The organism is Brevibacterium sp. UMB1308A, from assembly GCF_030230605.1.
Classification (GTDB): Bacteria; Actinomycetota; Actinomycetes; order Actinomycetales; family Brevibacteriaceae; genus Brevibacterium.
In genome coordinates this window covers 210,975-225,938 of the sequence record NZ_JASPDO010000001.1, presented here as the reverse complement: position 1 = coordinate 225,938, position 14,964 = coordinate 210,975, and the positions used below count along the sequence as shown (strand labels likewise).

Genomic DNA, 14,964 nt, shown 5'->3' with positions numbered 1-14,964 from the left:
AGGGCACAGAGGCCCAATCCTGGGCCCAAAGCACAATTGGGTCTTGGGGACTAGGTTCTTTTGAGCCACACGCTGACGGCCTCGGCCCTGGAAGAGACGTCCATCTTGCTGAAGATTCTGTTGATGTGGTTCTTCACGGTCTTTTCGCTTAAAAAGAAGGCGTCCGCAATTTGCCGATTGCTCAGTCCATCAGCAACTAAGCCCATGACTTCGACTTCGCGTTTGCTTAAGCCAAAGTTGTCGTTGGCCGTGGGGTTCCCTGTGGTTTCAGGCCGGGAGGGCAGTGATCGATTCGAATTCTGCTCACTGTGTTGAGGTAAGAGAGCACTCGAGGCTGAAGGAGACACAATCATCGCTCCGGCCATGACGGAACGAAGCGTGTGCTGAAGGTATTCTGTTTCGAGTTCGTCATAGATGACGTAACCGCTCGCGCCACCGGCCATTGCGGCTGTGACGTTCTCAGCGTCTTCGCTGTGGGTAAGCATAAGGACCTTACACACTTGAGAAATCTCATGCGCAGCTTCAATGCCGTTCATGACAGGCATGCGTACATCAAGCAGACATAGGTCTGGTTTCTGAGCGTTGGCGACCTCGACTGCCAAAGCCCCGTTCTCTACCGAGCCGATGATTTGGACAAAGTCGACTGTGCTCAACAGATGCTCAAGGCCCATTCGCACGATGCTGTTGTCGTCAGCAATCAGTACACGAATCTGATCATTCATATGCGCCCCTGACCTCTCCGGGAACATGGACCGTTACGGTCGTTCCCCTATTCATGATGGAGGAGATTGTGAGAGTCCCTCCCATTTCTTCTGCGCGTTCGCGCATGCTGGCAAGGCCGATATGACCGCTAGCGCCCGAACGGTGCCGAAACCCGCGCCCGTAATCAGTGACGCGCGCGATAACATCCTCTTTAGCAGTGTGAACTGCCACATCTATCCTGTCCGTTCCAGAATGTACTGCAGCGTTTGTAACTGCTTCCTCTAGAATCTTTCGCAAGTTAAAGTGGTGTTCCGGTGACACGCCGTCGCCCTCAAATGTGAGTGTCACAGGAACGTTGTGAACAACTTCTAGTTCGTTCATTGACTTTTCGAGAACAGTTTCAAAGTCACCAGTATTGCCCTGTCTTAGAGAGCGCAGGATCGACCGCGATTCGTCGATCGCTGTTGTTGCCGCTTGTTCAATGAGTTGCGCAGTTCTAAGGGCTGACTCTGGCTTGTTTCTAATCGATGCGCTGAGAAGACTAATTCCGACAAGTGACTTGACAGTTGAATCATGAAGTTCACGCGCTATTCGTGAACGCTCCTCACCAAGTGCACCTTCTCGTGCGTTTTGAGAAGCGAGTGTGATCGCGGTATTTACGCGATCTTGAAGTGTGTTCAACCGGCTACCTAAGTGCACAAGCACCACGAGGACTAAAGAGGAGGCAATTACTTCAACCACTGAGGTGAGTGGATCCGGTCGGTTGTTGCGTGACTGGAGAATAAGCGGTATCAGAATGAATGCTCCCAGCAAAATGAACGTCAGCAACATTCGGTTTCTACCTGTATACAGGAGGCCAATGAGAACCGCAGTCGCACCCAAATAGAGGAAATAGGGCGAGGAGCCACGTGAAGAGCCCATGACTAATACAGACAACAAAATATCGAGCGAAGGTACTAGTGGGTGTCGTGATACAAACCCCTGAATCTGTTCCCAGTACCTGAGAGCAACAAGTGATTCGGTGGCCAACAAGACTAGAACGCCCGGTTCCAGCACACCAATGCCAATATTCGCCCATGAGGCGATGACCGGATAAACGAACAGCATCCGCATGATGATGACGGTCTTTGCGAGAGGCTCTACCACGCTTTTGTTAGACGTCACGGACTTGCTTCTAGCGCGCTTGGTCCATGCATCTTTAGTTGCCGGCATTTCCAAGATCGATCTGGTCAAGGTCGGCGACAAAGAACATGCTGACGAGGATAAGTACCATTGTTCCAGGCACCATGATCATGGTCACGACCGCAGCGATTTTTGGAGAAGCCTTCGCTGCTGTTTGTCGAGCTTTTTGAGCTGTTGTTTGGCGCATATCGAGCGAGATTGTTTCCAATGTCTCGGCAAGTGGTGCACCGAGTTCTTCAGCTTGAAGCAACGACGTGACAAAGGATTCGAGAGGTTCAGACGTTGTGCGTTTGCGGAGTGCATCGAATGCCTCATAAACAGTCTCACCCATATCGAGCTGGTGTAGTACAGTTCGCATTTCTTGCGCTAATGGGCCGTCGGTGCGCTCGGTAACTTTCGAAAGTGCTGAGCGGAACGAAAGTCCTGCCGTAACTGTGATAGCCAAAGTATCTAAGAAATCAGGGAGCTGATCGTCGATCTGTTCTTGTCTTTTCTTAGCGGCCGAATACAGCTGAAAGTCGGGTAAGACTAATCCCATCAAGAAGAGTAGAAGGAAGAAAAACGGCATCTTGAGGAAGATTAGTAGTGCCACACCACCCAGTGTGCACAAAAGCAGGACAGAGCCCTTGAACGCGAGGAATGTCGCATAACTACTGTATTGGTTTCGCCCTTCGTAGGTAATTTGGCTCTCAACCCAGCCACGATAGTTCCCACCGAATAGGCGTCCAAGCGACGGGCCAATTCGCTCGCCTGCTTTGGTCACAAAGCCACTACGCCGTTTACGTAGTCGGGATTCATCCTTGATAAGCGCGCGGTCTTCAGCTGTGAGTACATCGAGAGGATCGGCGCGCAAGCTTTTTACACCTACGAACATCAGCACAATGACTGATACAGCTAAGAGCCCAAACAGGAGTGCGACGATCATAGCTTGATTCTCACCAGCCTCTGGATGGCGAAAATGCCGACTGCATAGAGGACTCCTGATATAACGAGTGCGACCTGACCAATTAACGTCGACGTAAGGTCGTACAGCAGTCCGTCAGTCATTGAAGAGAGCAGAAGTACGAACCCTACTCCGAATGCAGCCACAAGGTATCCCGTATAGCTTGACTGAGACACCAGCGTTTTAACCTCTCGCTTCGTTTCTTTGCGAAATTCTAGAGTGTCGCTCATTCCTCTTAGCGAGGAGATTAATGAGCCCCCGGAGCGTTGTGCAATGACTAGGGTGCTCACCAATACATCCAGGTCGCGTCCAGGGATGCGTGCTGACATCCGTTCAAGGGCAAGGTCCAAGGGTGTCCCGATTTCAAGCTCACGCTTGAGAGCTTCAAATTCGCGTCCTGCTGGGTCTGGTAATTCAGACGCGGCGACGCCAAGTGCGGTCTGAATGGAAAGGCCCGCACCGGTTGAGTTGGCCATAATGCGAGCAAATTCTGGAAGCTGCTGAATGAACTTTTCGCGCTGGCGTTCTTTGAGAGTTTCAACGAGTCGCCAGGAGAAAAATAGAACTAAAGCGCCAAGCGCGAACGCATAGAAAACAGCGATGAACTGGTTGGTAAACACGATTGTGAGGATGCACAGAGCCACTGTAATCGCGAGGTATTCAACCGAATAAATGCTTCGCAAATTCGCTTGAACGAGGGCTGTTGACAGGTATCTTCCGAGCCGTGTCTTTTGGAAAGCACGGTCGACAGGACGGACGTACTCTTGCCTAAAGGGTATATTGCCCCGGCCACGTTCTGTTCTTACCAAGTCGGATTGTTCTGCTGTCCCCATGGCGAAGACGACTGACCCAATGGTAGCGAGAGCGAGAACAACAAATGTGCCTAATATTATTCCGAGAATCATGCGTTGGCCTTAACACACATTGCATCCGGGTGGATCTGGAATCGGTCAGAAAGCCCGTTTCCGCTGATCCACAGGCGATCGGCGATATTTGCGGGAACCTGACGCATGATGTGGTTACCTCGCACAACGCGATCCGCTGTAAGTGGCTCTGCTTCAAACTTCATAAGCGTGGTGAGTTCGAACTCTTCGCGACTTTCGGATGTCACCGCGGCGACTTCTGTCATTCGGCGAGATCCGTCAGCGCCACGGCCCAACTGCACAATCAAATCGACAGCACTATTGATTTGGTCTTTAAGTGCTTCAAACGGAATTCGTACCTCACTCATGCTCGCCAGCGTTTCCAAGCGTGATACCGCATCCAACGGGTTGTTTGCGTGAACGGTCACCAAAGATCCATCGTGACCAGTGTTCATCGCTTGAAGCATGTCGAGGGTTTCACCACCACGGACCTCACCAACAATAATGCGGTCGGGGCGCATACGAAGAGAGTTCTTAACCAAGTCACGGATCGTGACCTGGCCCTTACCTTCAACGTTTGGCGGGCGTGATTCAAGGCGAATAACGTGTGGCTGCTGGAGCTGCAGTTCCGCCGAGTCCTCAATGGTCACAATGCGGTCGCCGTCTGGAATCATTCCGGACAGTGCATTGAGCATGGTGGTTTTACCGGTACCAGTACCACCGGACACCACGATGTTGAAGCGGGCCTTCACGCACGCCATAAGGAACTCGCGAGTGAGCTCGTCAAAGCTTCCTTTTGCTTGCAGGTCCTCAAGCGAAAATGGCTTTGGAAATCGTCGAATGGTGAGGGTTGGGCCGTCCATTGCGAGAGGCGGAACGATCACGTTCACACGTTCGCCGGTGAGTAGACGCGCGTCCACCATGGGTGATGATTCGTCAACGCGTCGGTTGACTTCGGCAACGATGCGGTCGATGACCTGCATCAGCTGTTCATTGTTGGCAAACTGGAGATCAAGTTTTTCCAGACGTCCAGCACGTTCGACGAAGATTGTCTTAGGGCCGTTGACCATGATTTCGGTAACGGATTCATCGGCCAATAGGGGCTCAAGAATACCGAGGCCAAGCGCTTCATCAACTACGCGCTGAACCAGTTTTGATCGGTCTTTTGAAGAAAGGACCGGACCCTGTTGCGAGAGGATATGACTGAGGATTCGTTCCAGCCGTACCCTACGCTGGGATCGCTCTAGTTTTGAAAGCTCTTCAAGATCAACCTCTTCAAGCAACAGGCGGCGGTACGTCTGGACCTGATCGTTGAAGGACTGATTTTTGCGTGATTCTGGGGACGCGTCGTTTTCATTCCCACGCAGTAATCGTTGTTGCTCTGCTCGTTTGAGGAGGGACATGCTCTAATGGGCTTCCGTCATTGGTTGCGTGTTCGAGCGTGACACCCGTAGCTTGGGTGCCCAGTCGGGAGCATCTTTGAAATTGAAAAGCGGCATTCCAAGAGATACTTCACATTTGATCTCGCCGTTGGGGTTGCGAGAACCACTGCACGAGGTATCAACCCCGGTTTTTCTGAGACCGGGGGAAACGGCTTGGTAAGCGGCGTGTTGCCCTGAGCCGGCCTGTAGTACCTCGGCCCGTGCGGCGTTGCGGGCTGCAGTGTTCGCTTGTGACACTGAGAACATAGCTAACATGGCCTGGAATGCTAGTGCTACTAAGAACAGGTAAATAGCAAATGTGCCAACGAATTCGAGAGTAATGGAGCCCTTGTCGCGAGATCTCTTAAACAGTTTCATGTTATTTCTCACTCACAATTCCAGCGCTTGTATTGATGGTGTACTGAAAAATTTTTGCTTGTGGAACTACCGTGGGTGATTTAATGGATACTTTTACTTCGGTGGGAGTTGTGACGACGTGCATGTTCTTGCGCCAGGTAACTGGCGTGTGCTCATTCGCGGCAGCGGTTGCAGAATGTCCTACGGAAGCTGCTCGAGCTCCTTCATTGGCAGCACCTGAGGCGTAGATCCAGGTCATTCCCAACATGATGGCTTGAAACCCAAGAACTGCAATGAAGCAAAAGAAGATGGTTACTCCCAGGAATTCAATAGCGCTTGAACCCTTCTCTAACTTCTTTTTCTTGCGGTTCCTTGGCGGACGCCTGCTTCGAGATTTTTCGGGCATACTGAGTGATGTTTGGCGCGCAATACCCATTTCAACTCCCAATCGCATGATACGGGCTGACCAAGCTGGTGTTACTTGCGATGGGTCGCGCTGGTTCATCGCAAGTTCGATCGATCGAATGGATTCTGGAATGTATTCGGGGACAATCGGCATGCCAACAATCTTTTTTGAAGACTCCGGTTGCAGGTCTTGCTTCTTGTCCACCTTGTTCAGGATGACCTTTGAGTTTTCGGTGGGTCTGATTCCAAGCCGTTTCCACAGCTGGCCTAGTCGTCTAGCGCCACGAAGACTGAGCACGTCGCTTGTTGCTACGATGTAGGCTTCATCAGCCATTTCGATTGCTACGGAGTTTGCCTCACCAACTGTCGACCCGGTATCCACGATCACCATATCGAAGCGGGACCTCAGCATCCCCATTATTCGTTTGGCGATTGGTTCGGTGATTAGCTCCGAGTCTTCGCCGTTTACTGGCCCGAATAGCACGGAGAAGCCCGCAGGTGACTTGAAAAGCACTTCTTCGAGTTGCCGTGGGTTCAGTTCGTCCACTACAGCCAGCAAATCGGTGATTGTCCGGTATTGCGGAGTGTTCAGAACGATTGATAGGTCCGGTTTTTGAACGTCCAAATCAACTAACACAACCGACATATCAGGTGCTGATTTCTGAGCTTCAATTGCAAGGTGCGTGGCAATTGTGGTTGTACCAACGCCACCTTTGGACCCGCTGATTGTGACCATCTTTCCTTGGTTGCCCGTTGATGAGTCCAATGATGAACGGTCACCTACAACGGAGCGTACGGTAGCTACCCAAGAAAGGGCCGACTTAACTTTTTGGCTAACGTCTTCGTATTGAAGGGGGTAGGAAACAATGCTCCGCACATTGGACTCCATGGCGCTGGAGTAATCCTCGGGTTGCGGTGAATTGATAACGGCGATTGTTGCCAGGGCGGGGTAGCGTCCCGAAATCTCACGTGTCAAGTCCCAGACGTTCATCGGCTCAACTACTTGGTCGACGACGATCAAGTCGACATCAGCATTCACTGTAGGGAGCGCAGCCAAAAGGGCTGACGACGACGAGTACTGACGGTACACATCGAGCCCAGCGTCAATGATGGAGGAGCGAATTTCGAAACTTCGAGTTTCGTCCGCACTGATGAGAATTGCTGATTTCACTTTACTTGTCCTTGCCCGAAGAAAGCGTTTCTTGAAGATCGCGGTCGTCGAACGAGCGGTCTTCGTCTCGAACTTTCGTGTCGGTTTCGTTATTGCCGATCCTCATGAGTCGCATGCTGATAGCAAAGGACTCAGCGTATGATAAGCGTCCGGCTTCCTCGACGGTGACCGCAAATGTTACTGGTACAGATCCAGCTTGTGCGCCTGTTTCGTCGGCGGCTCCAACCACCGCGTTCGGGTCAACGGGTTGTCCAACAGAAACGACGTGAGCGTTACGCACGATTGTGCCGGAGATGTTGTAGGGAATATCGGCGCGTTTGTAGGCTGTCTCGCCCTGATCATTTTCTCGCTGCTTGGCAAAAGAGGCGACTACATCTACAACATCACCGGGTGCTACTCGGCCACTTACACCTGCTGTTGCATCAAAGCTGACAGAGATCTCACGCTGCCCGTCTGCGATCGAAGAAGTCGGTTCAATCAGATCGGTTTGGATGAAGGAACCGGCTGAGATGCTGGTCGCGGCCTTTTGTCCCGAAACCTGTTCGGCACTAGTGACCATCTGAGGGGTAATGTAGCGGTTTGGCACCCGTTGGGTTTCAAGTTTGTCTTGCTCAATTGGTTCAAACGCCTTTATGTCCTCTTTGGCTACAAACACCTCTGTGCTTGGTCCAACCTGTGAGTTCACGTTCTGCACGTACGCAATGACACCAATGAATACTAGGACCGCTAGCAGTGTCGCGGCAATCAGAAAGATTAGTCCACGTCGTTGTTTCGGGTTCATGCTTGTTCTCCGTTAGGGGCGAATGAGCTACATACTGGGCAAACTGGCGGCACAAAATCTTCATGGCACCACCTGCAACGTTCGGAAGTGCGTTCAATGGAGTCTGTGAACGCATGCAAATTTGCAGGAGCGAAACACCACTGAAGTTCTGGTGAGTTTCCCCAGTACTCAGTCTTTGCGAGCGAGCGATAAATGACCGTAGATGGTTGGGCAACGTCAATGAGATCGCTCAGAAATTGTTGACTTGACTCGGGCGGGTCTTCTTGTATGACCAAAACCTGCGGCTCATCAAATGCGAGTATGTCATCATCGACCTGCATCTTTGCCGCAGACACGACAGGTCCGTGCGCCTCAGCAATGAATTTAGTAGATGGCCACCAACCCATAAAATGCTGAATCAAACTCGGGGTTGCAACCTGTAGTTTTGAGACCGACTTCAAAAGGGCTTGGCAGTGGATGTGTTCCTCTAGGTCATGTGCCAAAGCGAATAGCTGAGCACTCGACAAGGAGGTTTTGAGGGAGTCGAGCATTTCGACGAGAGTGGAAAGCCCGAGCGGGGATAGTCGAGAAACGTGGATGAGGACTTCGTTCGCTAACGTAGATGCTCGCGCGTGGTTGATGACTCGAATTGAATCTAGCGAACGTTTTTTGTCGACAACAAAGATTGCGCGATCTTCGTTGCTTACGCACTGGAGCGCAAAATCGATCTCTGCGTTCCCGGCGAAAACGCGGGACGTCTTTGGGGATTGAATCATGTGTTCAGTTCTTCGGAGGGAGTGCATGGGTAGTGCTACCAACGAGAATAATAAGTCTTGGCCGAGGTGTCTAGGCGTGGTAACTCATATTTTGAGAGTTCACCAAACGTACATCTGTTGAGCCAAAATCTGGCCCTGGACCTTCTGGCCTGCGCAATTATTATGGTGATATGACTTTATCCCCTCACTTTCCCCATTCCTTTACATCCCTTGTTCGCAAGATTGCGGTGTCGGCTCTTGCGCTCTTTTTGTGCGTGGTTGTGGCTGCCTGTAATCCGCTCGCACCTAAAGGCGGTTCAGGTGGCAATGATGATGGCAAAGGTGGTGAGCAGCCTCCCGCTCCCGAGGTGGTAGAGAGTGACGGTTTTTGGCGTCCGAATACGTTCCCGGACCCTGTGGCGGAAACGGTCGTCACGCGTCCCGGTGAAGACGGCGAAGCTTTTGCGAAACTGCAAGTGCTCTCGTTGGACTCCGATGGCACATCGGCTCGTATGTTTGCGACCTGGTTGCCGCCTGTTGACCGGCCGTATCTCGATCCGCGCGAACTACAGAATGCCTTGGGGTCACCAGGAACCATCCCATGGACCCGCTTAGTGGACTTTGAAACCGGTGATTTATTAGAGCCATACGAAACTAAAACGGGAACTGGTGTGGAGCACCCCACTGGTCATCCTCAGGTCGAGGCAGGGGAGGTAAAAACTGACTCATCGCGCGAGACGTACTGTGTATGTTCGGACGGACCACCATCAGATGTGGACACCAGCAATGCCCCTGAAAACGTGAGGGTTTTCTATGCTGATTTTCCGGCGCCAGAATCTACTTCTGTGGGTATGAGTTTCGGAGACAATGCCGCATTCTTTGAAGATATTCCGGTTACTCAGGGTGAGAAGTTTTCGATTCCTGAGTTGGCTGAGCTCAAACTCAAGTCGACATTCCAGGAACAGCTACATGACATCTACGGACAAGGTGCAATCAAGGAACGTCGAATTCCCCTGGATATCAATACGGAATCTGTGACAGAAGCCTCGGTGTCCGACCGAGGTGAAACCTCAGCGCTCAATGTCAGCTCAGACGTGTTGTTTGAGTTCGATTCAGACAAACTCAACAAGGACGCAGAAAAAGCGATTGACTCTGTTGTCAAAGAGCTAAAGAAATCAGCGAAAGGCCAGAAGGTTGTAGTCGAAGGTCACACTGATGACGAAGGCGATGAAGGCTACAACCAGGGCTTATCCGAGCGTCGTGCAGAATCGGTCAAAAGGGCAGTTGAGCCCAAGCTTTCTGGGGCGGGTATCCAGCTTGAAACGAAAGGTTTTGGTGAAAAGAAACCGATCGTGCCGAACCGTGATGGTAGCGGAAACTCCATTAAGAAGAATCAGGCAAAGAACCGTCGGGTTTCGTTTAACTACAAGCCTCAGGGCCAGATCGATGCAAACGTTGACACAGGAAAAAAAGTCAAGGACCTTCCTGAAATGAAGGCAGGGCATGTGACTACGGGACTGGCTGCCGGGATCTTGCCAGCACGTAAAGGTGGTAAAGCGCCCGATCTTAATTTCGAAATACTTTCTCTTGATGAGTACAAAGAATTTCTCAAGCTGAAGGTTGCAGTAAGCACAACGACCGGAGATAGTGTGGGGTCAGCTTTTGCGGAAGTGATTGCACGTCCTGAAACAATGCAGTTTGGTCCCAACGCGGCAACTGGTGTGGCGCACATACCTACCCTTGCAAACGTTCAAATATGGGATAAAAAAACTAACCTCATGGCGACAACGGTGACCGCTGGTGAACCTCACTGCATTTGCTCGCAGGCTTTGTCGACGAAAGGCTCCGTGGATGCTCCTGGCGAGCCGATCGAGATGTACGCCTACCTACCTAAGAAGGGTATTGAATCGGACTCCCTTACTCTTCGGGTAGCCGATACGGCTCAGATCACGTTCGACCGAAACACGGTGGCGCCACGGCCAACGCCTGGAGAGTCTAACCTGCCGACAGTGAAGCCTTCGTGATGAGCGCGGAGTTACCCTGAACGCGCAGATTTAACGATGTGTACACGTGTGGTTTTCGCGTTTCACGTCATTGTCTCACTACGGTTTGCTTATATGAAGTTTATGACTTTCCCCTACGAACCCAGGTCGCGCGTGGGAGGCGCCGCTGTTTTGGCTATATGCGCGTTGGTTCTGACTGGTTGTATCCCTGGTCAGAGTAAGAGCGATGACGATAGTGGGGGTGGTGAGCAACAACCGCCTGCCCCTGAGATGGTAGAGAGCGACGGTTTTTGGCGTCCGAACACCTTGGGCGAGCCTCTTGCGAAAAAGGTAGTCGAGCGTCCTACTGATGACGGTCCTGCGAAAGCACGATTGGAAGTGGTGTCGCTAGATTCTGATGGAAAATCTGCGCGCATGGTTGCGGCATGGTTACCACCCGTTAAGGGCATCTTCCTTGAGGGTTCCGAGCTGCAAACTGAGCTTGCCACAGTCTCAGATATGCCGTTTGTTCGACTACTCGACTTTAAAAGTCAGGAGCTTCTAACGTCCTATGAGGGCGAAAAGTTGCAGTACTCCGACAATTTCCAAAATGAGCCCAGCCCTCAGCCAACTGGACCGGACGAATTCCAAAGAGCGTACTCGAACTGCACGTGCTCAAATATTCCCAAGACTGAAAAGTACCAAGGGGAAAAACCGGAAAACGTTCCGCTCTTCTATGCTGATTTTCCAGCACCGTTCTCGGACTCAGTTGGAATTGCTTTTGGCGACAACGCTGCCGTGCTCACTGATGTGAAGCTCAGCGAAAATGAACGTTATGAAGTGCCAAAACTGACGGACATCGACTACCGCTGGGCCCACCAAGAAGACCTATCTAACCCTTACGGTGGTGGCGCTATTTATGAGAGGCGCTTCCCCATGAGTCTTGTTACCGAATCGGTGATGGACACCTCAGTGTCTGACCGGGGTGATTTGTCGGCATTGAACGTGAGCGCAGATGTTTTGTTTGATTTTGACTCGGACAAAGTGAAGAACTCTGATTCAAAGTTGATCGACGGTATCGCTAATGAGCTGAAGAAATCAGCTGCTGGTCAGAAAGTAACCATTGAAGGTCACACTGACGATGAAGGCGATGAGAAATACAATGTCGACCTGTCGAATCGACGTGCAGAATCAGTCAAAAAAGTCCTAGAGCCCAAGGTTGGCGGTTCAGGCATTTCATTTGAGACGAAAGGCTTTGGAGAATCACAGCCCATTCTTCCGAACCGCACAGCCAGCGGTGACGCTATTAAGAAGAACCAAGCGAAGAACCGCAGGGTTTCGTTTAGCTACAAGCCCCAAGGCGACATCGACCCCAACGTGGATACTGGTAAGAAAATCTCCGACCTGAAAAAGATGAAGCCAGGCGATTCTACTGATGCCCTGGCTAGTGGGATTGTTCCTTCACCGAAAGATACCGATGCTCCTGAAATGCAACTAGATATCAAAGAAATTGAGGAGTACGGCGAGTTCTTGAGAGTGACCTTCGACCTGCGAACGGCATCTGGGCAAGACATTGAACGAGCTTTTACCCAGGGCGCCAACATTGAAGAAAAAATGGCCTTTGGAAACAACCCGGTCACTCACTACAGGGACACTCCCACCACGATCGACATGCAGCTGTGGGACAAATCGAGCAACCTGCTGGCTCACTCGGTGACAGCCGGCCCACTGGACTGCCTGTGCTCGCGGTCTGTGCGACCAACGGATAAGGACAAAGCTCGTGGCGAAGCTGTAGAAATGTTTGCGTTCTTCCCTAAGAAGGGCATCACGTCCGACACTCTCACACTTCGCGTCGGCGATACGTCGCAACTGGAATTTAACCGCAACGGTTCGGCCGGGCAGACGGGCGCTCCAAGTGGTGAACCTTCCCAGTCCGCCCCTGAACCGACTTCCACCTCTTAAAACCATGAGTGCCTTTAAACCATTCGTTGCCATTGTTACAGCAGTACTTCTCGTATCAGCCTGTGGGCTGGGCGGAGGCAAAGGTCTCCCTGAGGACAGCACATCCAACCGTGCTGGTGGGTCCACGATTACGTTTGAACTCCCAGATGGGGTGAGTGAGGTGACTGACTATGAACCGACCGATGGTTGGACGAAGTCGTTCACGGACAACCCGTCTGACCCTACGGTTGTTATTCGCGTGAGCGACGATCTTGGCCGTACTGCGGAAGCTGACTCGACACTGGGCGTTATCCAAACTGAAGCGATGTTTGGTGGACCGTATGGTGAAGACTTTTCTTCTGAAAAGGTGTCAAAGCTTGAGGTCAAGAACGCCGATGTTGGGGTAGAAGCCTCCTTTACAACCACGCAGGAGGAAGCGACAGTCAATGGTACGTGGATGTTTGTGTCGAATCGTAAGTCTGAGAAGGTTGCAGGCGTCGAAATTATTGGCACGAGCGTAGCACCGGCAATGATTGATGGTATTCGTGATTCTCTCGAATACACGCCCTGACTTTGTGAAACGCGGTAAGGGTGGACTAGGCGCAGATTTAACTTTGTTGACATGTGCGGTTTGCGCACTCGTTGCAACTTCGTCGCTATAGTTTGCCTGTATGAAACCCCTCAAAGTCCCCTCTTTATATCGTCCCCGCCTGAATGTTCTAGCCACAGTGATCCTTGCCACTGTGGTTCTTTCTGGTTGCATCCCTGGCATAGGGAGAAATGGTGACGGTGGCGGTGGTGGTCAGCAGCCTCCGGCTCCCGAGGTGGTGGAGAGTGATGGTTTTTGGCGTCCGAATACTTTGGGTGAGCCCGTTGCGCAGACTGTGGTGGAGCGCCCGACTGACGACGGTTTGGCTAAAGCGCGCTTGGAAGTGTTGTCGTTAGACTCTGACGGCACGTCTGCACGCATGGTCGCTGCATGGTTGCCGCCCGTTGACGGTAAACATTTATCACCAGATGAACTGCGGAGTCAGAAAGGGCGCTCGCAGCGTGTTCCGTGGACTCGTCTTGCTGACTTTGAGACAAAACAATTTATCGAACCGTACCAGGGGACTTCACAGTCTGGGGACGGTTCGTTTAAGGACGCCCCTCAGGCCAAGGACTTACCGGCCACGGATGAAGTGAGTCGAAATACCGACTGCGTATGTTCGTATGGTCCCGAGGAAATAGACGACACCTCAACTGCGCCCGAGTCACTGAGGTTGTTTTATGCGGATTTCCCTGCGCCTGAGGATGACAAGGTTTCGGTCTTTTTTGGTGATAACGCGGCAGTTCTTGAAGGCGTTGCGGTGAGCCAGGATAAAAAGTTTGACGTTCCAGAACTTGTCGATTTCTCGTTTATCAAGAATGGTCAAAACGCCATCCCTGATGTCTACGGTTCTGGTGCTGTAGGGCAGCGACGGATTCCTTTGGATGTAAATACAGAGTCAGTGACGGATGCCTCCGTGTCTGACCGAGGCGAAACCTCAGCGCTCAATGTGAGTTCGGACGTGTTGTTTGAGTTCGACTCGGACAAACTCGACAAGGACGCGGAAAAAGCGATTTCCTCCGTTGTCGAAGAGCTGAAGAAAACAGCGAAGGGCCAGAAGGTTGTAGTCGAAGGCCACACTGATGACGAAGGCGATGAAAGCTATAACCAAGACCTATCCGAGCGTCGTGCGGAATCGGTTAAAAAAGCTATTGAATCCAAGCTTTCTGGGGCGGGTATCCAGCTGGAGACCAAAGGATTCGGTGAGACTAAACCAATCGTGCCAAATCGCGATGGTAAGGGAAACCCCATCAAAAAGAATCAAGCAAAGAACCGTCGAGTTTCGTTTAACTACAAGCCCCAGGGCCAGATCGATGCAAACGTTGACACTGGCAAAAAGGTTAAAGACCTTCCTGAAATGAAAGCAGCAACGTCGAACGGTGGCATTACAGCAGGTGTTCTCCCTACTCCGAAAGGCGGGGACACCCCTGAGCTAAATTTTGATGTCAAAGCACTGGAGGAGCAGGGGGACTTTCTGAAACTGACTGTTGCTGTGAGTACGGTATCAGGGCAAGACGACAAATCTGCGTTTGATCAGCAGGACTCAAAAGTGGAGACAATGCCATTTGGACAAAACTTCACCGCTGAGTACCCTGCCACTCCATCGCTCAGCAACCTGGCACTGTGGGATAAGACAACAAATATGATGGCGACAACGGTGACGGCAGGGCCTGGTAACTGTCTGTGCTCGCAAACGATGAGCCCGGTTGACTACACGGTTGCTCGTGGTGAGCCGATCGAAATGTTTGCTTTCTTCCCCAAAGCAAGCATGGAGTCAGATGAACTCATTATCCGCGTGGCCGACACTGCGCAGATCAAAGTGAACCGCACCCAGTCCGCAGGCGCACCCAGCTCTTCGACACCTCGGCCGTCAACTACCGCACAAGGCTAGAA

General features: G+C 51.7%; 13 protein-coding genes. 4 read left to right on the top strand and 9 right to left on the bottom strand.

Annotated elements, in window-relative coordinates; genetic code table 11:
• Positions 1 to 50 precede the first annotated feature (50 nt).
• The 9 genes from QP868_RS01075 to QP868_RS01035 all read right to left on the bottom strand — a co-directional run bounded on the left by QP868_RS01075 (position 51) and on the right by QP868_RS01035 (position 8,355).
• Positions 51 to 722 carry a LuxR C-terminal-related transcriptional regulator gene (locus QP868_RS01075; protein ID WP_284924658.1) on the bottom strand — a complete coding sequence of 224 codons (672 nt, stop codon included), beginning with the start codon at positions 720 to 722 and terminating at the stop codon, positions 51 to 53.
• Entirely contained in the window at positions 715 to 1,866 is a 1,152-nt protein-coding gene (locus tag QP868_RS01070) for a sensor histidine kinase (RefSeq protein ID WP_284924657.1), read from the bottom strand. The genes QP868_RS01075 and QP868_RS01070 overlap by 8 nt, the downstream gene beginning before the upstream one ends.
• Before the next feature lie 34 nt (positions 1,867 to 1,900).
• On the bottom strand, positions 1,901 to 2,809 hold the full coding sequence (locus tag QP868_RS01065; RefSeq protein WP_284924656.1) for a type II secretion system F family protein: 909 nt from the start codon (positions 2,807 to 2,809) through the stop codon (positions 1,901 to 1,903).
• Positions 2,806 to 3,447 (bottom strand): type II secretion system F family protein, encoded by a 642-nt coding sequence (locus QP868_RS01060; RefSeq protein ID WP_284924655.1) that lies wholly within the window; start codon positions 3,445 to 3,447, stop codon positions 2,806 to 2,808. Before QP868_RS01060 ends, QP868_RS01065 begins: the two co-directional genes overlap by 4 nt.
• Positions 3,448 to 3,728: 281 nt before the next feature.
• Positions 3,729 to 5,093, bottom strand: coding sequence for a TadA family conjugal transfer-associated ATPase (locus tag QP868_RS01055; protein WP_284924653.1), 1,365 nt, complete (start codon positions 5,091 to 5,093; stop codon positions 3,729 to 3,731).
• A gap of 3 nt (positions 5,094 to 5,096) precedes the next feature.
• On the bottom strand, positions 5,097 to 5,489 hold the full coding sequence (locus QP868_RS01050; protein ID WP_284924652.1) for a TadE/TadG family type IV pilus assembly protein: 393 nt from the start codon (positions 5,487 to 5,489) through the stop codon (positions 5,097 to 5,099).
• A 1-nt stretch (position 5,490) separates the two neighbouring features.
• Entirely contained in the window at positions 5,491 to 7,044 is a 1,554-nt protein-coding gene (locus tag QP868_RS01045) for an AAA family ATPase (RefSeq protein ID WP_284924650.1), read from the bottom strand.
• 1 nt (position 7,045) lies between these two features.
• Positions 7,046 to 7,825, bottom strand: a complete 780-nt coding sequence (gene cpaB, locus QP868_RS01040) for a Flp pilus assembly protein CpaB (RefSeq protein ID WP_102238974.1) — start codon at positions 7,823 to 7,825, stop codon at positions 7,046 to 7,048.
• Complete coding sequence (locus QP868_RS01035; protein ID WP_284924648.1) at positions 7,822 to 8,355, bottom strand: hypothetical protein; 534 nt, start codon at positions 8,353 to 8,355, stop codon at positions 7,822 to 7,824. Before QP868_RS01035 ends, cpaB begins: the two co-directional genes overlap by 4 nt.
• Positions 8,356 to 9,173: 818 nt before the next feature.
• On the opposite strand from QP868_RS01035, the gene QP868_RS01030 reads away from it, so the two are divergent.
• The 4 genes from QP868_RS01030 to QP868_RS01015 all read left to right on the top strand — a co-directional run bounded on the left by QP868_RS01030 (position 9,174) and on the right by QP868_RS01015 (position 14,962).
• On the top strand, positions 9,174 to 10,583 hold the full coding sequence (locus tag QP868_RS01030) for an OmpA family protein (protein ID WP_284924646.1): 1,410 nt from the start codon (positions 9,174 to 9,176) through the stop codon (positions 10,581 to 10,583).
• Between the two features lie 93 nt (positions 10,584 to 10,676).
• Positions 10,677 to 12,503 carry an OmpA family protein gene (locus tag QP868_RS01025; RefSeq protein WP_284924645.1) on the top strand — a complete coding sequence of 609 codons (1,827 nt, stop codon included), beginning with the start codon at positions 10,677 to 10,679 and terminating at the stop codon, positions 12,501 to 12,503.
• 4 nt (positions 12,504 to 12,507) lie between these two features.
• Positions 12,508 to 13,053 carry a lipoprotein gene (locus QP868_RS01020; protein ID WP_284924644.1) on the top strand — a complete coding sequence of 182 codons (546 nt, stop codon included), beginning with the start codon at positions 12,508 to 12,510 and terminating at the stop codon, positions 13,051 to 13,053.
• A gap of 100 nt (positions 13,054 to 13,153) precedes the next feature.
• Positions 13,154 to 14,962: an OmpA family protein gene (locus tag QP868_RS01015; protein ID WP_284924643.1), complete on the top strand. Its 1,809-nt coding sequence runs from the start codon at positions 13,154 to 13,156 to the stop codon at positions 14,960 to 14,962.
• The last annotated feature ends 2 nt before the right edge of the window (positions 14,963 to 14,964 follow it).

Bases quoted from the DNA above. Each gene is read 5' to 3' on its own strand.
- QP868_RS01075 (WP_284924658.1), bottom strand. From the start codon at position 722: ATGAATGATCAGATTCGTGTACTGATTGCTGACGACAACAGCATCGTG.
- QP868_RS01065 (WP_284924656.1), bottom strand. From the start codon at position 2,809: ATGATCGTCGCACTCCTGTTTGGGCTCTTAGCTGTATCAGTCATTGTG.
- QP868_RS01055 (WP_284924653.1), bottom strand. From the start codon at position 5,093: ATGTCCCTCCTCAAACGAGCAGAGCAACAACGATTACTGCGTGGGAAT.
- QP868_RS01050 (WP_284924652.1), bottom strand. From the start codon at position 5,489: ATGAAACTGTTTAAGAGATCTCGCGACAAGGGCTCCATTACTCTCGAA.
- cpaB (WP_102238974.1), bottom strand. From the start codon at position 7,825: ATGAACCCGAAACAACGACGTGGACTAATCTTTCTGATTGCCGCGACA.
- QP868_RS01035 (WP_284924648.1), bottom strand. From the start codon at position 8,355: ATGCTCGACTCCCTCAAAACCTCCTTGTCGAGTGCTCAGCTATTCGCT.
- QP868_RS01025 (WP_284924645.1), top strand. From the start codon at position 10,677: ATGAAGTTTATGACTTTCCCCTACGAACCCAGGTCGCGCGTGGGAGGC.
- QP868_RS01020 (WP_284924644.1), top strand. From the start codon at position 12,508: ATGAGTGCCTTTAAACCATTCGTTGCCATTGTTACAGCAGTACTTCTC.
- QP868_RS01015 (WP_284924643.1), top strand. From the start codon at position 13,154: ATGAAACCCCTCAAAGTCCCCTCTTTATATCGTCCCCGCCTGAATGTT.